The organism is Klebsiella sp. F11 (assembly GCF_056712265.1).
The window spans coordinates 148,773-167,671 of record NZ_CM160060.1 but is presented as its reverse complement, the minus strand read 5'-3'; the positions used below and the strand labels follow the sequence as shown (position 1 = coordinate 167,671).

Genomic DNA, 18,899 nt, shown 5'->3' with positions numbered 1-18,899 from the left:
CAAAGGTTACTGTTATGATCATCGTTACCGGCGGCGCAGGGTTTATCGGCAGCAATATCGTTAAGGCCCTGAATGACAAAGGCATTACCGACATTTTGGTCGTAGATAATCTGAAAGATGGCACCAAGTTTGTGAACCTGGTTGACCTGAACATCGCTGATTACATGGATAAAGAAGACTTCCTGATCCAGGTAATGGCGGGCGAAGAGTTCGGCGAAGAAATTGAAGCGGTATTCCATGAAGGCGCCTGCTCCTCCACCACGGAGTGGGACGGTAAGTACATGATGGATAACAACTATCAGTACTCCAAAGAGCTGCTTCACTACTGCCTGGAGCGCGAAATCCCGTTCCTGTACGCCTCTTCCGCCGCCACCTACGGCGGCCGCACCAGCGACTTTATCGAATCCCGCGAATACGAGCAGCCGCTCAACATCTACGGCTACTCCAAGTTCCTGTTTGACGAATACGTGCGCCAGATCCTGCCGGAAGTCGATTCGCAGATCGTCGGCTTCCGCTATTTCAACGTCTACGGGCCGCGCGAAGGCCATAAAGGCAGCATGGCGAGCGTGGCGTTCCACCTCAATACCCAGCTGAATAATGGCGAAAGTCCGAAACTGTTCGCAGGCAGCGACGGCTTCAAGCGTGATTTCGTCTACGTCGGCGACGTGGCGGCGGTCAACCTGTGGTTCTGGGAGAACGGCGCATCCGGTATTTTCAACCTCGGCACCGGCCGGGCAGAATCCTTCCAGGCGGTAGCCGATGCCACCCTGGCGTACCACCAGAAGGGCAGCATCGAATACATCCCGTTCCCGGACAAGCTGAAGGGCCGCTACCAGGCATTTACCCAGGCAGACCTCACTAACCTGCGCGCGGCGGGTTATGACAAACCGTTCAAGACCGTCGCCGAAGGCGTAACGGAATATATGGCCTGGCTCAACCGCGACAGCGATACAAATTCACAAAATCATTCTGGCAGCTAAGTGAATCCCCGGGAGCTGACAAAAGCAAGTGACCGGAGTGAACGCAGGCAGCCAACGCAGAGACCGTTTGAAGGATGAAGTGAATGAAAATACTGGTGATCGGCCCGTCATGGGTGGGCGACATGATGATGTCGCAAAGCCTCTATCGCACGCTCAAGGCGCGCTATCCCCAGGCAATCATCGACGTGATGGCGCCCGCGTGGTGCCGTCCGCTGCTGTCACGGATGCCGGAAGTCAACGAAGCCATTCCCATGCCGCTGGGCCACGGCGCGCTGGAGATCGGCGAACGGCGCAAGCTCGGGCTCAGCCTGCGCGAGCGCCGCTACGATCGCGCCTACGTGCTGCCGAACTCGTTTAAATCGGCGCTGGTTCCCTTCTTCGCCAACATCCCGCACCGCACCGGCTGGCGCGGCGAGATGCGCTATGGCCTGCTGAACGACGCCAGAACGCTGGATAAAGACGCGTGGCCGCTGATGGTTGAGCGCTACGTGGCCTTAGCCTATGACAAAGGCGTGATGCGCGGCGCTAAGGATCTGCCGCAGCCGCTGCTCTGGCCGCAGCTGCAGGTGCATGAAGGGGAAAAGTCGCAGGTCCGCGACGCCTTCAATATTGCCACCCATCGCCCCATTATCGGCTTCTGCCCCGGAGCGGAGTTCGGTCCGGCCAAGCGCTGGCCGCACTACCACTACGCCGAGCTGGCAAAACATTTGATCGATGACGGCTATCAGGTGCTGCTCTTCGGTTCGGCCAAGGACCATGAGGCGGGCAACGATATTCTGGCCGCTCTCAGCACCCAGCAGCAGGCATGGTGCCGTAACCTGGCCGGCGAAACCCAGCTTGAACAGGCGGTGGTACTGATTGCCGCCTGCCAGGCGGTTGTCAGCAACGACTCCGGGCTGATGCACGTCGCCGCCGCGCTCAATCGCCCGCTGGTCGCGCTGTATGGCCCAAGCAGCCCCGACTTTACCCCGCCGCTGTCGCATAAGGCGCGGACGATCCGTCTGATCAGCGGCTACCACAAGGTGCGGAAAGGAGAAGCGGCAGAAGGATATCATCAGAGCCTGATCGATATTACGCCGCAGCGCGTGCTGGAAGAGCTGAACCCGCTGTTGCAGAACAAAGCGGAAAAAGAGGAAGCCTAGCGGATGCGGGTATTGATCGTTAAAACTTCGTCTATGGGCGACGTCCTGCACTCGCTGCCCGCGCTGACCGACGCGGCGCAGGCCTTCCCCGGAATTCGTTTCGACTGGGTAGTCGAAGAGGGCTTCGCCCAGATCCCCTCCTGGCACCAAAGCGTTGACCGCGTGATTCCGGTGGCCATTCGCCGCTGGCGCAAGGCGTGGTTTTCCGCGCCGGTGAAGGCCGAGCGTAAAGCCTTTCGTCAGGCGCTGCGGGCGGAGCAGTACGACGCAATCATTGACGCCCAGGGGCTGGTGAAAAGCGCGGCGCTGGTCACCCGGCTGGCGCGCGGCGTGAAGCACGGCATGGACTGGCAGACCGCCCGCGAGCCGCTGGCCAGCCTGTTCTATAACCGCCGCCACCATATCGCTAAGCAGCAGCACGCCGTTGAGCGCACCCGCGAGCTGTTTGCCAAAAGCCTCGGCTACGCCAGGCCAGAGGCCCAGGGCGATTACGCGATTGCCCGCCACTTTCTGCGCCAGGAAAATGCCGGCGCCGCGCCCTATCTGGTCTTCCTGCACGCCACCACCCGCGATGATAAACACTGGCCGGAAGAGAACTGGCAGGCGCTTATCGCCCTGCTTGCCGACAGCGGACTGCGGATCAAGCTGCCGTGGGGCGCGCCGCACGAAGAGGCACGGGCCAAACGGCTGGCGCAGGGCCACGATTTTGTCGAAGTGCTGCCGCGCATGAGCCTGGAGCAGGTCGCTCAGATCCTGGCCGGCGCCCGCGGCGTGGTTTCCGTCGATACAGGCCTGAGTCATCTGACCGCCGCGCTCGATAAGCCGAATTTCACCCTCTACGGCCCGACCGATCCGGGGCTTATCGGCGGTTATGGGCAAAACCAGTACGTCGTGCGTCCGGAAAACGGCAGCAGCACGGGGGATATTAGCGCCGCGCGGGTTCTACAGCAGCTGACCTCCCGGGGACTGGCCTGATGGGTTCACTGTTTAAGCAAATCTATCGCTACACGCACCCGCGCGCCTTTCGCCACAATGAGAACCTGTGGCCGTGGGCGAAGATAACCCGCGCAGCGTCGGGTGAGATTTGTTCAATGATTTACAAAGGCAAAACGGTGCCGCTGTGCAGCCTGAGCAAGCTGAAAAATAGCTTTTCCGGACCACTGCTGCTGACCGCCACGGGGCCATCGGTTAAGGATATTGATTTTTCCGTTATCCCTCGAACCATACCGGTAATGGGCGTGAATGGTGCCTTCTCGCTGGAAGGAAAACTCAGTTTCTCCTTGTACCTTATCGTGGATATGGAATTTTTCGACCGCAAGCCGGACGTTATTTCCGCTATTGTCAGAAATCCGCAGATTCTATTTTTCACAACTACCCACGGTATTGCCAAAATTATCGATCGCATAGGCATGGAGAATATCCGCTGCCGGCTGGCGCTGGTTGAAGATGCCTGCTACAAAATTTATCAACCTCGGGTAGTCAGCAAAGACATTCGCGCCCGATTTACCGATTTTGATACGGTAATATTGCACGAGCGCATTGATAATATTGCTTTCTCTATCGATATTCGTCAAGGGATATTCGATGCAGGCACCGTAGCCTACTGGGCGCTGCAAATTATTGCCTACCTTGGGTTTGATAAAGTTATCATCGCAGGTCTGGATATGAATAATTTCAATCGACCACGATTTTATGAAAATGATGCAAATAAGTTGCCTTCTTATCTCGAAAGCAAGGTTACTGCGCTGATTTTCCCTGCGCTTACGCTGGCCAGCCGCTATATGCAAAGCTCCGGAATCGACATCATCAACACCTCAATAAATAGCGCGGTTCCTGTCGATATATTCCGTAAAGCACCGTTCAGCCAAACGGTGAAAGAAGTGACCGGACAGGCCACCTCTTTCACCTGATCATGCTCGTGCCGGTTTGGCTCCCGATAGACCCGCGAAAATCATGAGACCGGCGATGAGCATGACAATAAATCGGTCATGAATAAAAAGGGAATCCACTGAGCCGAACAAGATAACCGGCGCACATAAAAAGGCAGTGGCGCACGATAATAGCCCTTTTCTATGAACATAGAAAATCATTGCCGCGTACAGGCACAGTAAGATGATGCCCCCGATAACGCCTTGTAATGACATCGTCTCAATGAGGTCATTGTGCAAATGGTAAACCATGTTACGCATTCCCTCCGGATTACCGTGCTCTTTCTCTTGCATCAACTGCGACAGAATTTCATAGCGTTCCTGAGAGCCGACCCCTGAAGGATGGCCGTATATCTCATAGACCCCCGTATGCCACATGCTTAATCTGGCACCCAGCGAGGTGTTGTTATCATTTTGATATTCAGACAGTTCGGTAACAGCTTCCACTGCCCGCACCTTGATGGTCGGAACAGCAAACTCAATCATCACCAGTGAGGCTAATAAAGACGCCACACACAGGGCTATGACTTTTGTCCTGGACAGCATTTTGCTTTTCAGCAAACAATATAACAAAATTACCGGGTAGAAAATTAACACCGACCTGGTTTGCGTCAAAAATATAATCCAGAACGACAAAACAACAACTGTAATAATTATCGCAGGACGATAGCGAATTTTCACACATGATAAAGCATAAAGCGTAATCATGGTATAAAACGCATAAATATAGGCACTTAACGTTGCTGAACTATCTATTCTCAGACGATCATCAGAAATAAAAAAGTGGAAATGCAGTGCGTATAATGTCAAATAGGCAAAACCTAATAGCAGCAGGTAGTTAATAAACTGACCTGGATACGGTTTAATTAGTCGTAGCACTGCTGAAATCAGCAGCATAACTACTGAACCAATAATCAAATAGGCACCCGTTCGTGCATAGCTAAGATCAGCCATATAAACTTCGGTGGCATTAGCAGGAAATCTATATGTCCACAACAGCTGCGAAGCTCCCATTAAAAAAAGAGTAGCCGCTAGCACAATTTCCTCAGCTTTGAAACGTAGAGATTTAAATTTTATTACTGCATAAATAACGGTAATCATTGAGGAAAGGTAAAAAAGATTTCTCCCCATTATCTTTTCTGGGGTTACTACCGCGCAAGATAATATTGCTGTCAGCAATATTATCAACGGAAACTTATCTCTGATCATGTCTAATTAACTTTTCACAAATGGGGGTACCCATACTTCGCCACAATCCCACGGCCTTGGTTTTCCATGGAAGCATACAATTCGAGTTCCGACAGGTACGGAACCGTTTCCGGTCGCATGTTCATTTTTTTTCTTACTAATGACATGCTTTTTATAGCTGACAATTTGTCCTGGTAATATGTCCTGCCAGATCGCTGCTTGAGGATATATTTTACTGATAAACTCCTGATCCCCACCGCCCTGATAGCGCGTCATAAACAGCTGCGGATAGCGTCTGAAAGCTTCCCATACTTTAAATTTCTCTTCATGCGGGATGCGCATTATTGCCGAGTTTTTAGTTTTCTGCGGAAAGAAAAAATCGCTTAACATAGTCAGGCGGGTATTTTGCAAAATATCCGTGATGTCACCTACGACAACCACATCTAAATCTATATAGAAAATATCATCGTCGACTTTTTGCGGATCAAATATTTCAATTTTTGACCACCAGCCGGGAAGATTTTCAGTTAGTTTAATCGTCTGAACGCCCGGAATAGTGAGGTCAGTGAAGCAAATCTTCTCGATATCATCCGGTAATTGCTTATACAACCACTGAACATGATCATGATTATAATCACCACCAGAACGCAATACCGTTACTATCTTCATGAATACCTCAGAAAATGAAAACACATCGCACAGAAAGAACCCAAAAGCCCAATATATAAACGCGGATAATGTTACACCAGAAAGGTCAGATATCTCTATGATACCTGACGCTTTTAGGTAGGATTTCTCCGGAAGGCGGAATACTCCGCCAGGGTCATCCCTTTAACCCGCGGCGCCAGCCAGCTGAAGAAGCTTTCGAGGTCCGCATACAAACGTTCGATATCCTGCTCGTTTTTAAACGTCGGGCTGCCGCCGGGCATGTACTCAGAAGAGTGGAGCATATATTCGACGTAGTCATTACCCTGAGTCAACGTCTGTTCGACGACCTTTTTCATCGTCTCAACGTTACCGCCCATCGGCCGCAGCCAGTGAACCGACGGCGAGCGCACTTTGCCGCGCAGACGGTCATAACCCTGCTTAATGCCGTTCATCAGGGCGCTGTGTTTGTACTGGATGCTCATCGGCACCTCCAGCAGCGAAGAGCTCCCTTCCCGGCTGATATCGTTCTCGTCGAGGAAATAGGCGTGCTGCGGGAAGCGGCGAAAATCGGTGCCGCCATCGCCCTGCGGGGCGCCTTTCGCCGTTTTCCAGTTGACCCGTGGCGTCACCGAGCAGTCGACCTGATAGCCATGCTCCACCAGCAGGCGGGCGTAGCGCTCATCAAACGCCCAGCGCCCGGCGCGATGGCTGACCATTTTGGTCTGGAAGGTCTCTTCCAGCAAACCGGTCATATAGGCGACCTTTTCACGCATCGCCGCGTCGCCGTATTCGATAAGATAGGGCTTATATCGCCAGTCGTCGGCGGTCAGCGGGTCGGTCGGCGGGCTGTTCCAGGCATGCAGATGCATGCCGATTTCGGCGGTGCCTCGGGCAATCACATCTTTGGCGAATTCGATATAGAATGGATCTATCGCCATCTCGTAGTTGGTTAAATAGACCGGTTTAAAACCATACTTTTCGCAAAGCTGCTGAAAACGCGGTAAATAACGCGCATTCTCGGTGGTAATGCTGTCATGTTTTTGCCAGAGGTTATCACCCTCGGTATCAATCGTGATGAGAAATGCGGGATTGTGCACGAAAACGTCCTCAGACCATACGTATCGGGTCATGGTAGAGCAAGACAACGCTTCTCTCAATCTATCTGATCCCCTAGAATCGGAACCCTGATACTGAATGAAGAACAGAGAATGACCCCTGAAACCCGCTCTCCCGGCCCCGTGAACCCGGCGCGCATCCTGATCATCAAGCTGCGCCATCATGGCGATATGCTGCTGCTCACGCCGCTCGTTCACGTCCTCAAACGGCAGTATCCCGCGGCCAGCGTTGATGTGCTGCTTTATGAAGAGACCCGGGATATGCTCGCGGCGAACGCGGATATTAACCAGATTTACGCGATTGACCGCCGCTGGAAAAAGCAGGGAACCCTTCATCAGCTCAAAATGGAGCTGCGGCTGATCCGCACGCTACGCCAGCAGCGCTACGACATGGTGCTCAACCTTGCCGATCAGTGGCCGAGCGCCATTATTACCCGCCTGACCGGCGCCGCCACGCGCATCGGCTTTGATTTCCCGAAGCGCCGCCATCCGGCCTGGCGCTTCTGCCATACCGCCCTGGCCTCCACCCGGGAGCATCAAAGCCTGCATACGGTGGAGCAGAACCTCTCCATTCTGGCCCCCCTCGGGCTGGCCGTTAATGACGCCCCGGCGCGCATGGGCTACAGCGAGCAGGACCGGGAGAGTAGCCGCGCGCTGCTGCCGGAAGGGTTTGAGGATAACTATATCGTCATTCAGCCCACCTCCCGCTGGTTCTTTAAGTGCTGGCGGGAAGAGCGGATGAGTGCGCTGATTAACGCGCTGTCTGACGCCGGCTATGCCATCGTCCTGACCTCCGGGCCGGATGCCAAAGAGAAGCGCATGGTCGAGACCATTATCGCCGGCTGCCCGCACGCCCGCCTGCACTCGCTTGCCGGGCAGCTAACCCTGCGTCAGCTGGCGGCCGTCATTGACCACGCCCGCCTGTTTATCGGCGTGGACTCCGTACCGATGCATATGGCCGCCGCCCTCGGCACGCCGCTGGTCGCGCTGTTCGGGCCGTCGAAACTGACCTTCTGGAGCCCCTGGCAGGCAAAAGGCGAAGTCATCTGGGCCGGAGATTTTGGCCCTCTGCCCGACCCTGACGACATTGATACCGGTACGGAAGAGCGCTATCTCGATTTAATTCCCGCCGACGCGGTTATCGCGGCGGCCAAAAAGGTGCTGGCATGAGCAAATTCAGGCTCGCCCTGGTGCGGCAGAAATATCGCCCCGACGGCGGCGCGGAGCGTTTCGTTTCCCGCGCGCTGGAGGCCCTCGATAGCAGTAATCTTGAACTGAACGTCATTACCCGCGAATGGCAGGGGCCGGTGAAGCCCGAGTGGAATATTCGCATCTGCAACCCGCGCAAATGGGGACGCATCAGCCGCGAACGCGGCTTTGCCGACGCCGCGCGCCGGCTGTGGCAGGCCGAAAACTTCGACCTGGTTCAGAGCCACGAGCGCATCCCGGGCTGCGACCTCTATCGTGCCGGCGACGGCGTCCATCGCCGCTGGCTCCAGCAGCGCTCGCGCATACTCCCGGGCTGGAAAGGCCGCCTGCTGTTCGCCGATCGCTACCACCGCTACGTCATGCGGGCCGAACGCGAGATGTATCACGACCCGCACCTGCGCGGAGTTATCTGCAACGCGGAGATGATTAAGCAGGAGATTATTGAGGACTTCGGCCTGCCGGCGGAGAAGATCCGCGTTATCTACAATGCGATTGATAACCAGCGCTTCCTGCCGCCGACGGAAGAGGCCTTTGCCGCGCTGCGCGCCCAGTGGCACCTGCCGCTGCGGGCAACCTGCCTGATCTACGTCGGCTCCGGCTTTGAACGTAAAGGCCTGGAGGCGGCGATCCGCGCCATCGCTCTCACCGATCGCTACCTGCTGGTGGTGGGCAAAGATAAACAGCAGAGCCGCTATCAGGCGCTGGCTAAAGCGCTGAACTGCGGGGAGCGGGTACGCTTCTTCGGCATGCAGTCGGAAACCCTGCCGTTTTATCAGATGGCCGACGGCCTGCTGCTGCCTACGCTGTACGATCCGTTCCCTAACGTTATCCTTGAAGCGATGGCCTGCGGCCTGCCGGTCATTACCACCACCGGCTGCGGCGGATCGGAGTTTATTATTCAGGGCAGCAACGGTTTTGTTTGCGACGCGCTCGATATTTCGGCGCTGCAGCAGGCGGTAGCCGCGCTCCCCGCCCGCGCCCTGGGCTCGGCGGAAGGCGGCCGGGCGCGCGAGCGCATTATGACCTGCACCAGCGAACGGCTGTCGGCGCAGCTGCTCTCTTTCTATCAGGAGCTGGTAAAATAGCTATGCGCATACTGTTTGTCATCGACGGCCTGCCCGGCGGCGGAGCGGAAAAAGTGGTGCTCACGCTGGCGGAACATTTTTTGCGCCAGGGGGAGCGCGTCTCGCTGTTTTCGCTGCGCGACGTTTGCGACTACCCGCTGCCGGAAGGGCTGGATTACCGGGTGATTATCGACCGCTGCCGCAAACCGTGGCGCAAGCTGACCGAGCTGTCGCGCCGCGCGAGCCAGCTTGACGCGGCCATCGCCGAAGCGGAGCGGCAGGGCGATTTCGATCTGGTGCTCTCCAATCTGCACAAAACCGACCGCATCGTCGCCCGTAGCCGCGCGCTCGCGCAGCGCAACGTCTGGTTCTGCCTGCACGGCGTCTTCTCAACATCGTATCTCGGCCACCGCACCGGCTTTGACCGCTGGATGAAGCAGCAGAAAATCAGGCGCGTCTATCAGGGACGCAATGTGGTAACCGTCTCCGATGCGGTCGGCGAGGATCTGGTCAGCCAGTTCGCCATTCGCCCGGCGCAGCTGAAAACGATTTATAACCCCTTCGATATTGCCGCCCTGCGCGCCGGCGCGGAGATGCCGGGCGGGCAGCCAACCGGCGACTATATTATCCACGTCGGGCGCTTTCATCCCGGGAAGCGTCACGACCGGCTGATTGAAGCCTATGCCCAGAGCGGCATCCAGGCGCCGCTGGTGCTGCTGGGACAGGGCAAACCGGAGCAGGAACAGCGTCTGCGCCAGCTGGCGGAGCGGCTGCAGGTCGGCGATCGCGTGCTGTTTAAAGGCTTTCAGAAAAACCCTCTGCCGTGGATTAAACAGGCGAAGATGCTGGTGCTCAGCTCGGATAGCGAAGGCTTTGGCAACGTGATCGTAGAGGCGCTGCTGCTGAATACGCCGGTGGCCAGCACCCGCTGCCCGGGCGGGATAACGGAGATCCTCACCGGTGAATTGGCCCGCGGCCTCGCCGATCTCAACGGCCCGGCGCTGGCCCAGACGATGCAAAGCATTTACCATAACCCGCCGGTCATTGAGCAATCCGTGCTGGAAAGGTTCAGCGTTGATACGATTTGTCAGCAGTACCGTCAGCTGCGCCGCGCCTGACGCCGTTATTTAACCAGGATCGAATGATTTATGAGTCAAACGCCTTTACTGAGCATCGTGGCCGCCGTCTATAACGGCGAAAAATTCCTTGCGCAATTCTTTGAATGCCTTGAGCAACAGCAGCTGGAAAGCTATGAACTGATCCTGGTGAACGACGGCTCAACGGACGGCAGCCTCGCGGTTATTGAGGCGTGGAAAACGCGGCTACAAAACGTCAGGGTGCTGGAGCAGGAAAACCAGGGCGTCTCGGTTGCGCGCAACACCGGCCTGGCGGTCGCCAGCGGTAAATACCTGGCGTTCCCGGATATCGACGATAAGCTCTATCCTGGCATGTACCGCACGCTGCTGGCGATGGCGGAGCAGGGCAATCTCGACATCGCCACCTGTAACGGCCGCTACGTGTACGAGAGCAAAAACGATATCCACCCGATCCTGCCTCCGGACCGCCTGCCGTCTACCGGCGTGCTGCCGGGACACGTGTGGCTAAAACAGGCGCTGGATTCGCGTAAGTTCCTGCACGTGACCTGGCTGAATATCTATCGTCGCGACTTTATCATGCAGCATCGTTTTCACTTCGAGCCGGGCCTGCGCCATCAGGATATTCCCTGGACCACCGAGGCGCTGCTGGCGGCGGAGCGCGTGCAGTACACCAGCGAACAGTTCTACGATTACTACATCCATTCAGAATCGGTATCGCATAAGCCGGATAACGACGACACGCTGATGCGCTCGGCCCGTCACTATATGAAGATTCTGGAGATGCTCGACGCCATTAACGGACGCTATCCCGATAAGGTGCGCCATATTTCCGCCTGCCGCTGGCAGATTGCGAAAGAGGGTCTGGGAATTATTCATACCTTCGATAGCATGAAAGATGAATCAAAAAAGCATATTATCATTCAAGAGTTCTTCGACCGCGGCATCTGGCAGCTGATCTGGAAAAACGCCAGAACGTTCCGCTTACGCTGGCGCCTTGGGCGGCGCTATCTGCGTATTAAGCGCTATCGCAACGCGGCCTGACGCTGAATCCCTTTGTTTCCGCCAAAGGGATAGCTTTACACGGGCTAAATGCTTAGAATTTGCCCGCTAAAACATAAAACGGATAAATCGCTTGGAATTGCTTTATACCACCCTACTCTATCTTATTCAGCCGCTGGTCTGGCTGCGACTGCTGCTGCGCAGCCGTAAGGCCCCCGCCTACCGCAAACGCTGGGCTGAACGTTATGGCTTCTGTCAGAACAAGGTAGCGCCGGATGGGATTCTGCTGCATTCCGTTTCCGTGGGTGAGACGCTTGCTGCCATCCCGCTGGTGCGCGCCCTGCGCCACCGCTATCCTTCGCTGCCTATTACCGTCACCACCATGACGCCAACCGGCTCCGAGCGCGCAATGTCCGCATTCGGCAAAGACGTGCACCACGTCTACCTGCCTTACGATCTTCCCTGCGCGATGAACCGCTTCCTCAATACCGTGCAGCCGAAGCTGGTTATCGTCATGGAAACCGAGCTGTGGCCAAATATGGTCACCGCCTTGCACAAGCGCAAAATTCCGCTGGTTATCGCTAACGCCCGCCTCTCCGAACGCTCGGCGAAGGGCTATGCCAAACTGGGCAAATTTATGCGCCGTCTGCTAAGCCGCATTACGCTTATCGCCGCGCAGAATGAAGAAGACGCCAGCCGCTTTATCTCCCTTGGGCTGAAGCGCAATCAGCTGGCGGTCACCGGCAGCCTGAAGTTTGATATTTCGGTCACGCCGGAGCTGGCCGCCCGCGCCATCACCCTGCGCCGCCAGTGGGCGCCGCACCGCAAGGTGTGGATCGCCACCAGCACCCATGACGGCGAAGAGCAAATCGTGCTGCAGGCGCATAAAAAGCTGCTGGAAACCTTCCCTGACCTGCTGCTGATCCTCGTCCCCCGCCACCCTGAACGCTTCGGCGACGCGCGGGAGATGGTGCAGAAAGCGGGAATGAGCTTTACCCTGCGCAGCACCGGCGAGATCCCGTCCAATAGCACCCAGGTGGTGATTGGCGATACCATGGGCGAGCTGATGCTGCTGTACGGCATCGCCGACCTCGCCTTCGTGGGCGGCAGCCTGGTGGAGCGCGGCGGTCATAATCCGCTGGAGCCGGCGGCGCACGCCATCCCGGTACTAATGGGCCCGCACACCTTCAACTTCAAAGATATTTGCGCCAGGCTGCAGCAGGATGATGGTCTGATCACCGTGACCGACATGAATTCGCTGGTTACCCAGGTTTCTAACCTGCTGACCGACGAAGATTACCGCCTGTGGTACGGCCGTCACGCGGTGGAAGTGCTGCACCAAAACCAGGGCGCGCTCTCCCGTCTGCTACAGTTACTGCAACCCTATCTGCCGCAGCGGAGCCACTAATGTCGATCCGACTGTCCGTCGTGATGATCGCCAAAAACGCGGCGGATCTGCTGCCGGACTGTCTGGCGTCGGTAAGCTGGGCCAATGAGATCGTGCTGCTGGATTCCGGCAGCAGCGACGGCACCGTTGAGCTGGCGCGCAGCCTGGGCGCTCAGGTCTATATCAACACCGACTGGCAGGGCTACGGCGTTCAGCGCCAGCGCGCCCAGGAGTACGCCACCGGCGACTATGTGCTGATGATTGACACCGACGAGCGCGTCACCCCGGAGCTGGCGGACTCCCTGCGTCAGACGCTGACGGCGCCAAAAGAGGGCGCTATCTACAGCATTGCCCGGCGTAACTATTTCCTCGGCCGCTTTATGCGCCACAGCGGCTGGTATCCCGATCGCGTGATGCGCCTGTACCCGCGCCATAGTTACCGCTATAACAATAATCTGGTGCACGAATCGCTCGATGCCAAAGGCGCGCAGATTATCGAACTTGCCGGCGACCTGCTGCATCTGACCTGCCGCGACTTCTCCGGCTTTCAGCAAAAGCAGCTGGCCTACGCCAGCGCCTGGGCGCAGGAGCGCCATCAGAAGGGGAAAAAAACCTCGCTGCTGAGCATCTTCGGCCATACGCTGGGGGCATTTGTGAAAACGCTGCTGCTGCGCGGCGGCGTGATGGATGGTAAACAGGGCTGGCTGCTCGCCGTGGTCAACGCGCAGTATACGTTTAATAAATACACCGAGCTGTGGGCGCTGAGCCGCGGCTACTCGGAGAGAGTGTAATTATGAGCACAAAAGCGATTTATCCGGGGACCTTCGACCCTATCACCAACGGTCATATCGATATCGTCACCCGCGCGGCCAGCATGTTTGACAAAGTGCTGCTGGCGATTGCCGCCAGCCCGAGCAAGAAGCCGATGTTCAGCCTCGACGAACGCATTGCGCTGGCGCAGCAGTCGACCGCGCACCTCGTCAACGTTGAGGTCATCGGCTTTAGCGATTTGATGGCCAATTTTGCCCGCGCGCAGCAGGCCAACATCTTGATTCGCGGCCTGCGGGCGGTAGCGGATTTCGAATATGAGATGCAGCTGGCGCATATGAACCGCCACCTGATGCCGACCCTCGAAAGCGTCTTCCTGATGCCGAGCAAAGAGTGGTCGTTTATCTCGTCATCGCTGGTTAAGGAGGTCGCGCGCCATCAGGGCGACGTTTCCCACTTCCTGCCGGCTAACGTGCACCAGGCGCTGCTGAAAAAGCTCTAATCTTCATGCCTTCGGGACGACTCCCTACTTCTGACACTGGCGACAATAAAACGTCGCCCGCTGGGCGTGCTTGCCGGCGATAATCGGCGTGCCGCAGGTGCGGCAAGGCTCGCCCTTACGCCCGTAGACCTGCAGCTCCTGGGCAAAATATCCCGGCTTACCGTCGCTTTGCAGGAAATCCTTCAGCGTGGTTCCGCCCTGCTCAATCGAGCGCAGCAGCACGGCTTTAATCACCTTCACCAGCCGCTCGCACTCTTCATGCGATAGCGACGACGCCAGCCGATCCGGATGGATCCCGGCGGAAAACAGCGATTCGCTGGCGTAGATGTTCCCGACCCCCACCACCAGCTTGTTATCCATTAGCCAGGGCTTAATGGCGGTTTTCTTTTTCGCGCACCTCAGCTGTAGGTAGGCGCCGTTGAAATCGTCGCTCAGCGGCTCCGGGCCGAGATGCGCCAGCGCAGGATGTCCTTCCAGCTCTTTGGTCCACAGCCAGGCGCCAAAGCGTCGAGGGTCGGTATAGCGCAGCACTTTGCCGTTGCTCATCACCAGGTCGACGTGATCATGCTTCTCTGCGGGCAGCTCTTCGCTCAGAATGCGCAGGCTTCCCGACATGCCAAGATGAATGATAATCCAGCCGCCAGGCAGCTCCAGCAGCAGGTATTTGGCGCGTCGACGCACGCTGAGCACCGGTACGTCGCTCAGGCGATAGATCTCTTCAGAAACCGGCCAGCGCAGGCGTCCATTGCGGATAGCGGCGTGTAGAATAGTTGCGCCAACCAGATGCGGTTCAATCCCGCGTCGGCTGGTTTCCACCTCAGGTAGTTCAGGCATAGCGTCTCCGGCTGTAGTGCAGATGTCTTTATTATGGGGATGGCCAGAAAACAAAAAACCCCGCCAGGGCGGGGTTTTTTTACATCAAAGCTAAAATTATTTGATTTTAGCTTCTTTGTATAAAACGTGCTGACGGACAACTGGATCGAACTTTTTCAGTTCCAGTTTTTCCGGCTTAGTACGCTTGTTCTTCGTGGTGGTATAGAAGTGACCAGTACCAGCAGAAGAAACCAGCTTGATTTTCTCACGAATACCTTTAGCCATGATTTATTTCCTCTTAGTACTTAGTACTTTTCGCCACGGGCACGCAGTTCGGACAGAACTGTATCGATGCCTTTCTTATCAATAACACGCATACCTTTAGCAGATACGCGCAGGGTGACAAAACGCTTTTCGCTCTCAACCCAGAAACGGTGAGAGTGCAGGTTCGGCAGGAAACGGCGTTTGGTCGCGTTCAGTGCGTGGGAACGGTTGTTACCGGTCACCGGACGCTTGCCAGTAACTTGGCAGACTCGGGACATGTCTATTCTCCAAAAATCAAATTAGCTCGAGCTTCGTATGGGGTATTGGCGCCTCGTCAGGCTTTACAGCCCGGTCATCGCAGTTCTACACGTCATCCTTCAGGCCGCCTTGATGCAACCTGAATGATTGGGTGTCTAAGTGAACCATCGATTGCCAGGCCCAAATGCCAAACCCGAGATTCTCAAAGGTGGCGTAGTATACGCTGACTCGGCGATGTGCTCAAGTCCCGAACAGACAAAGATCCCGCAGGATCGCGTGCTCGGGGCTAAATCCAGCCGCGCTCGGCAAAAGATACGTACGCACCGCGGCCGATAACAAGGTGATCGAGCACACGTATATCCATGAAACCACAACACTTTATCACTCTTTCGGTAATCAACCTGTCGGCCTTACTCGGCTCGGGGCTACCGGATGGATGATTATGTGCCAGGATCACCGCAGCGGCGTTCACTTTGATGGCTTCGCGTACAATTTCTCGCGGATGCACCTCAACGTGGCTAAGAGTACCAGAAAAAAGCCGGCTATGTTTCAATACCCGATTCTGATTATCTAAAAAGATCACCATAAAGATCTCCCGCTCCTCGTCCATCAGCTGGCTTTGCAAAAACTCCCGCGTCATCAGCGGCGTCACCAGAGAAGGCTCCTCTACCATCCGTCGGCTAAAATAGCGCCGCGCCAGCTCGGCGACGCCTTTTAGCTGGGCGAACTTCGCCAGGCCAATGCCGTCGATCTTGTCAAACTGCGCCTTGTCCGCCGATAGCAGACCGTATAGCGAGCCAAAGCGCGCGAGCAGGTCGTGCGAAAACGTCATCACATCCTGCTCGCGGGTGCCGGTACGTAAAAACAGCGCCAGCAGCTCAACGTCCGACAGCACTTCGATACCGTAGAGCAGCATTTTTTCCCTCGGCAACAGGGGTTCCAGTAAATCCATCGCAGCCTCTCCTCTCCAGTGCGCCCCGTATCATGGCATAGCCTTTCGCCGCCGCCGATGGCCGCCTTTTACCCTTGCGTAGCGGCTCGCAAAGTCAATTCCAGGCAGGCGCACGACGCCGACGGGATTGTGATAAGATGCGCGAATTCTGGTGTACTCCAACAGGAAAGAATCATGATGAGTCTGGCTGGTAAAAAGATCGTTCTCGGCGTGAGCGGCGGCATCGCTGCCTATAAAACGCCTGAACTGGTACGCCGCCTGCGCGACCGCGGCGCCGAGGTACGGGTCGCCATGACGGAAGCCGCGAAGGCCTTCATTACGCCACTCAGCCTGCAGGCGGTGTCGGGTTATCCGGTTTCCGATAGCCTGCTCGACCCGGCGGCAGAAGCCGCAATGGGCCACATTGAGCTGGGAAAATGGGCCGACCTGGTTATCCTCGCCCCGGCAACCGCCGATCTAATCGCCCGCGTCGCCGCCGGCATGGCGAACGACCTGGTCTCCACTATCTGCCTCGCCACGCCGTCGCCGGTTGCGGTGGTGCCCGCCATGAACCAGCAGATGTATCGCGCCGCCGCGACGCAGCATAACCTTGAGGTCATCGCCTCGCGCGGCCTGCTGGTCTGGGGCCCGGACAGCGGAAGCCAGGCCTGCGGCGATATCGGCCCGGGCCGGATGCTTGACCCGCTTACCCTCGTCGATATGGCGGCCGCGCATTTTTCGCCTGTCAAAGATTTGCAACATCTCAACATCATGATTACCGCGGGCCCCACCCGCGAGCCGCTGGATCCGGTACGCTATATCAGCAATCAAAGCTCCGGTAAGATGGGCTTTGCGATTGCCGCCGCTGCGGCACGCCGCGGGGCGAACGTCACCCTGGTCAGCGGTCCGGTTTCGCTACCGACGCCGCCGTTTGTGCAGCGGATCGACGTCACTACCGCTTTAGAAATGCAGGCTGCGGTCGACGGCGGCGTGCGACAGCAGCATATTTTTATCGGCTGTGCGGCCGTCGCCGACTACCGCGCCATCACCGTTGCTGAGAAAAAAATCAAAAAGCAAGATGATGAATTAACAATAAAAATGGTCAAAAATCCGGACATCGTTGCCGGGGTCGCTGCGCTAACGGATAGCCGACCTTACGTCGTTGGGTTTGCTGCCGAAACGAATAATGTGGAAGAATACGCGAGGCAAAAACGCGCTCGCAAAAATCTCGACCTGATCTGCGCCAACGATGTATCTAAGCCAAATCAGGGATTTAACAGCGACAGCAACGCATTACACCTTTTCTGGCAGGATGGAGATAAGCGCTTGCCGCACGAGCGCAAGGAACTCCTGGGCCAATTATTACTCGACGAGATCGTGACCCGTTATGATGAAAAAAATCGACGTTAAGCTTCTGGACCCGCGCGTTGGCAAAGAGTTTCCGCTGCCAACCTACGCCACCTCCGGCTCTGCCGGACTTGACCTGCGGGCCTGTCTCGACGCCGCCGTAGAGCTTGCGCCGGGCGCAACGACCCTGCTGCCAACCGGCCTGGCTATCCATATCGCCGATCCGTCCCTGGCGGCGGTTATCCTGCCGCGCTCCGGTCTGGGCCATAAGCACGGCATCGTACTGGGCAATCTGGTCGGTCTTATCGATTCCGACTACCAGGGGCAGCTGATGGTTTCCGTCTGGAACCGCGGCCAGCAGAGCTTTACTATTGAGCCCGGCGAGCGTATCGCTCAAATGGTCTTTGTACCCGTCGTACAGGCGGAATTTAACCTGGTGGAAGATTTTGACGCCACCGAACGTGGCGAAGGTGGCTTCGGTCACTCAGGGCGCGCATAGGCCCGGCTACACAAAACCCGCATCCCAAAGCGCAATAATGCAATAACATCGCCGCAAATGACCGTTTGCGGCCGCTTTGTGGATGTCTGCCTGACAAGTGCTTATTTTCAGGGGTATTTTAAAACATGGCAGAAAAACAAACTGCGAAAAGGAATCGTCGCGAGGAAATACTTCAATCTCTGGCGCTAATGCTTGAATCCAGCGATGGTAGTCAACGTATTACCACGGCGAAACTGGCGGCGTCCGTCGGCGTGTCCGAAGCGGCGCTGTATCGTCATTTTCCCAGCAAGACCCGCATGTTCGATAGCCTGATTGAGTTTATCGAAGACAGTCTGATTACGCGCATCAATTTGATTTTAAAAGATGAAAAAGACACATCCGCGCGCCTGCGCCTGATTGTGCTGCTGATTCTTGGGTTTGGTGAGCGTAATCCTGGGCTGACGCGTATTCTGACCGGCCATGCGCTGATGTTTGAACAGGATCGTCTGCAGGACCGCATCAACCAGCTATTTGAGCGTATTGAAGTTCAGCTACGCCAGGTGATGCGCGAGAAGAAAATGCGCGAAGGTGAAGGCTTTGCCACCGATGAATCTTTGCTGGCCAGCCAGCTGCTGGCGTTCTGCGAAGGCATGCTGTCGCGCTTTGTGCGCAGCGAGTTTAAATATCGTCCGACGGACGATTTTGACGCCCGCTGGCCGCTGGTTGCCGCACAGCTGAAATAATCCAAAGCCCGGCGGCATCGCGCCCCGGGCTTTATTAC

The 18,899-nt window shown here is 56.5% G+C and carries 21 protein-coding genes; 14 read left to right on the top strand and 7 right to left on the bottom strand.

All coding sequences use genetic code 11. The features are described 5' to 3' along the window. The first annotated feature begins 14 nt into the window (after positions 1-14). From rfaD to AC1M2H_RS00915, 4 genes are all read left to right on the top strand, one after another. On the top strand, positions 15-980 hold the full coding sequence (gene rfaD / locus AC1M2H_RS00930) for an ADP-glyceromanno-heptose 6-epimerase (RefSeq protein WP_480149955.1): 966 nt from the start codon (positions 15-17) through the stop codon (positions 978-980). Positions 981-1,063: 83 nt separating this feature from the next. Further along, positions 1,064-2,122 carry an ADP-heptose--LPS heptosyltransferase RfaF gene (gene rfaF / locus AC1M2H_RS00925; protein WP_480149954.1) on the top strand — a complete coding sequence of 353 codons (1,059 nt, stop codon included), beginning with the start codon at positions 1,064-1,066 and terminating at the stop codon, positions 2,120-2,122. Between the two features lie 3 nt (positions 2,123-2,125). Then, positions 2,126-3,097, top strand: a complete 972-nt coding sequence (gene rfaC, locus AC1M2H_RS00920; protein WP_480149953.1) for a lipopolysaccharide heptosyltransferase RfaC — start codon at positions 2,126-2,128, stop codon at positions 3,095-3,097. Next, positions 3,097-4,032 (top strand): sugar glycosyltransferase, encoded by a 936-nt coding sequence (locus AC1M2H_RS00915; protein WP_480149952.1) that lies wholly within the window; start codon positions 3,097-3,099, stop codon positions 4,030-4,032. Before rfaC ends, AC1M2H_RS00915 begins: the two co-directional genes overlap by 1 nt. Here AC1M2H_RS00915 and AC1M2H_RS00910 read toward each other — a convergent pair whose 3' ends face one another. The 3 genes from AC1M2H_RS00910 to AC1M2H_RS00900 all read right to left on the bottom strand — a co-directional run bounded on the left by AC1M2H_RS00910 (position 4,033) and on the right by AC1M2H_RS00900 (position 6,983). Beyond that, positions 4,033-5,151, bottom strand: coding sequence for an O-antigen ligase family protein (locus tag AC1M2H_RS00910; RefSeq protein ID WP_480149951.1), 1,119 nt, complete (start codon positions 5,149-5,151; stop codon positions 4,033-4,035). It abuts the gene before it with no gap. A 114-nt stretch (positions 5,152-5,265) separates the two neighbouring features. Then, positions 5,266-5,907, bottom strand: coding sequence for a hypothetical protein (locus AC1M2H_RS00905; RefSeq protein WP_480149950.1), 642 nt, complete (start codon positions 5,905-5,907; stop codon positions 5,266-5,268). A gap of 113 nt (positions 5,908-6,020) precedes the next feature. Then, positions 6,021-6,983, bottom strand: a complete 963-nt coding sequence (locus AC1M2H_RS00900) for a polysaccharide deacetylase family protein (RefSeq protein WP_480149949.1) — start codon at positions 6,981-6,983, stop codon at positions 6,021-6,023. A gap of 111 nt (positions 6,984-7,094) precedes the next feature. Here AC1M2H_RS00900 and rfaQ point away from each other — a divergent pair, with 111 nt between their 5' ends. The 7 genes from rfaQ to coaD all read left to right on the top strand — a co-directional run bounded on the left by rfaQ (position 7,095) and on the right by coaD (position 14,027). Further along, positions 7,095-8,171, top strand: coding sequence for a putative lipopolysaccharide heptosyltransferase III (gene rfaQ, locus AC1M2H_RS00895; RefSeq protein ID WP_480149948.1), 1,077 nt, complete (start codon positions 7,095-7,097; stop codon positions 8,169-8,171). Next, positions 8,168-9,295 (top strand): glycosyltransferase family 4 protein, encoded by a 1,128-nt coding sequence (locus tag AC1M2H_RS00890; protein ID WP_480149947.1) that lies wholly within the window; start codon positions 8,168-8,170, stop codon positions 9,293-9,295. Before rfaQ ends, AC1M2H_RS00890 begins: the two co-directional genes overlap by 4 nt. 2 nt (positions 9,296-9,297) lie before the next feature. Continuing rightward, entirely contained in the window at positions 9,298-10,392 is a 1,095-nt protein-coding gene (locus AC1M2H_RS00885; RefSeq protein ID WP_480149946.1) for a glycosyltransferase, read from the top strand. A 30-nt stretch (positions 10,393-10,422) separates the two neighbouring features. Further along, positions 10,423-11,412: a glycosyltransferase gene (locus tag AC1M2H_RS00880; RefSeq protein WP_480149945.1), complete on the top strand. Its 990-nt coding sequence runs from the start codon at positions 10,423-10,425 to the stop codon at positions 11,410-11,412. A 91-nt stretch (positions 11,413-11,503) separates the two neighbouring features. Continuing rightward, complete coding sequence (gene waaA, locus AC1M2H_RS00875; RefSeq protein WP_480149944.1) at positions 11,504-12,778, top strand: lipid IV(A) 3-deoxy-D-manno-octulosonic acid transferase; 1,275 nt, start codon at positions 11,504-11,506, stop codon at positions 12,776-12,778. Next, positions 12,778-13,548, top strand: coding sequence for a glycosyltransferase family 2 protein (locus tag AC1M2H_RS00870; protein ID WP_480149943.1), 771 nt, complete (start codon positions 12,778-12,780; stop codon positions 13,546-13,548). The genes waaA and AC1M2H_RS00870 overlap by 1 nt, the downstream gene beginning before the upstream one ends. Before the next feature lie 2 nt (positions 13,549-13,550). Beyond that, entirely contained in the window at positions 13,551-14,027 is a 477-nt protein-coding gene (coaD, locus tag AC1M2H_RS00865) for a pantetheine-phosphate adenylyltransferase (RefSeq protein ID WP_480149942.1), read from the top strand. A gap of 24 nt (positions 14,028-14,051) precedes the next feature. Here the strand turns inward: coaD and mutM are convergent, their stop codons facing one another. From mutM to radC, 4 genes are all read right to left on the bottom strand, one after another. After that, a complete protein-coding gene (gene mutM / locus AC1M2H_RS00860) occupies positions 14,052-14,861 on the bottom strand; it encodes a bifunctional DNA-formamidopyrimidine glycosylase/DNA-(apurinic or apyrimidinic site) lyase (RefSeq protein ID WP_480149941.1) in 810 nt (269 codons plus the stop codon). A 96-nt stretch (positions 14,862-14,957) separates the two neighbouring features. Further along, positions 14,958-15,125 carry a 50S ribosomal protein L33 gene (gene rpmG, locus AC1M2H_RS00855; RefSeq protein ID WP_003024094.1) on the bottom strand — a complete coding sequence of 56 codons (168 nt, stop codon included), beginning with the start codon at positions 15,123-15,125 and terminating at the stop codon, positions 14,958-14,960. Positions 15,126-15,145: 20 nt separating this feature from the next. Continuing rightward, a complete protein-coding gene (gene rpmB / locus AC1M2H_RS00850; RefSeq protein WP_002436699.1) occupies positions 15,146-15,382 on the bottom strand; it encodes a 50S ribosomal protein L28 in 237 nt (78 codons plus the stop codon). A gap of 266 nt (positions 15,383-15,648) precedes the next feature. Further along, a complete protein-coding gene (radC, locus tag AC1M2H_RS00845; RefSeq protein ID WP_480149940.1) occupies positions 15,649-16,314 on the bottom strand; it encodes a RadC family protein in 666 nt (221 codons plus the stop codon). 177 nt (positions 16,315-16,491) lie between these two features. Here radC and coaBC point away from each other — a divergent pair, with 177 nt between their 5' ends. The 3 genes from coaBC to slmA all read left to right on the top strand — a co-directional run bounded on the left by coaBC (position 16,492) and on the right by slmA (position 18,861). Next, the gene (gene coaBC, locus AC1M2H_RS00840) at positions 16,492-17,703 is read left to right on the top strand and encodes a bifunctional phosphopantothenoylcysteine decarboxylase/phosphopantothenate--cysteine ligase CoaBC (RefSeq protein ID WP_480152063.1); all 1,212 of its coding nucleotides are present in this window, start codon (positions 16,492-16,494) and stop codon (positions 17,701-17,703) included. Next, positions 17,681-18,139, top strand: a complete 459-nt coding sequence (gene dut / locus AC1M2H_RS00835; RefSeq protein WP_045853835.1) for a dUTP diphosphatase — start codon at positions 17,681-17,683, stop codon at positions 18,137-18,139. The genes coaBC and dut overlap by 23 nt, the downstream gene beginning before the upstream one ends. A gap of 125 nt (positions 18,140-18,264) precedes the next feature. Next, a complete protein-coding gene (gene slmA / locus AC1M2H_RS00830; RefSeq protein ID WP_480149939.1) occupies positions 18,265-18,861 on the top strand; it encodes a nucleoid occlusion factor SlmA in 597 nt (198 codons plus the stop codon). Positions 18,862-18,899: the final 38 nt, after the last annotated feature.

Excerpts from the sequence above, each read along its gene's own strand:
- AC1M2H_RS00915 (WP_480149952.1), top strand. The coding sequence starts at position 3,097 with ATGGGTTCACTGTTTAAGCAAATCTATCGCTACACGCACCCGCGCGCC.
- rfaC (WP_480149953.1), top strand. The coding sequence starts at position 2,126 with ATGCGGGTATTGATCGTTAAAACTTCGTCTATGGGCGACGTCCTGCAC.
- rfaD (WP_480149955.1), top strand. The coding sequence starts at position 15 with ATGATCATCGTTACCGGCGGCGCAGGGTTTATCGGCAGCAATATCGTT.
- radC (WP_480149940.1), bottom strand. The coding sequence starts at position 16,314 with ATGGATTTACTGGAACCCCTGTTGCCGAGGGAAAAAATGCTGCTCTAC.
- coaD (WP_480149942.1), top strand. The coding sequence starts at position 13,551 with ATGAGCACAAAAGCGATTTATCCGGGGACCTTCGACCCTATCACCAAC.
- AC1M2H_RS00870 (WP_480149943.1), top strand. The coding sequence starts at position 12,778 with ATGTCGATCCGACTGTCCGTCGTGATGATCGCCAAAAACGCGGCGGAT.
- rpmG (WP_003024094.1), bottom strand. The coding sequence starts at position 15,125 with ATGGCTAAAGGTATTCGTGAGAAAATCAAGCTGGTTTCTTCTGCTGGT.
- mutM (WP_480149941.1), bottom strand. The coding sequence starts at position 14,861 with ATGCCTGAACTACCTGAGGTGGAAACCAGCCGACGCGGGATTGAACCG.
- rpmB (WP_002436699.1), bottom strand. The coding sequence starts at position 15,382 with ATGTCCCGAGTCTGCCAAGTTACTGGCAAGCGTCCGGTGACCGGTAAC.
- AC1M2H_RS00885 (WP_480149946.1), top strand. The coding sequence starts at position 9,298 with ATGCGCATACTGTTTGTCATCGACGGCCTGCCCGGCGGCGGAGCGGAA.
- coaBC (WP_480152063.1), top strand. The coding sequence starts at position 16,492 with ATGAGTCTGGCTGGTAAAAAGATCGTTCTCGGCGTGAGCGGCGGCATC.
- rfaQ (WP_480149948.1), top strand. The coding sequence starts at position 7,095 with ATGACCCCTGAAACCCGCTCTCCCGGCCCCGTGAACCCGGCGCGCATC.
- AC1M2H_RS00910 (WP_480149951.1), bottom strand. The coding sequence starts at position 5,151 with ATGATTACCGTTATTTATGCAGTAATAAAATTTAAATCTCTACGTTTC.
- AC1M2H_RS00890 (WP_480149947.1), top strand. The coding sequence starts at position 8,168 with ATGAGCAAATTCAGGCTCGCCCTGGTGCGGCAGAAATATCGCCCCGAC.
- AC1M2H_RS00880 (WP_480149945.1), top strand. The coding sequence starts at position 10,423 with ATGAGTCAAACGCCTTTACTGAGCATCGTGGCCGCCGTCTATAACGGC.
- slmA (WP_480149939.1), top strand. The coding sequence starts at position 18,265 with ATGGCAGAAAAACAAACTGCGAAAAGGAATCGTCGCGAGGAAATACTT.
- rfaF (WP_480149954.1), top strand. The coding sequence starts at position 1,064 with ATGAAAATACTGGTGATCGGCCCGTCATGGGTGGGCGACATGATGATG.
- AC1M2H_RS00905 (WP_480149950.1), bottom strand. The coding sequence starts at position 5,907 with ATGAAGATAGTAACGGTATTGCGTTCTGGTGGTGATTATAATCATGAT.
- dut (WP_045853835.1), top strand. The coding sequence starts at position 17,681 with ATGATGAAAAAAATCGACGTTAAGCTTCTGGACCCGCGCGTTGGCAAA.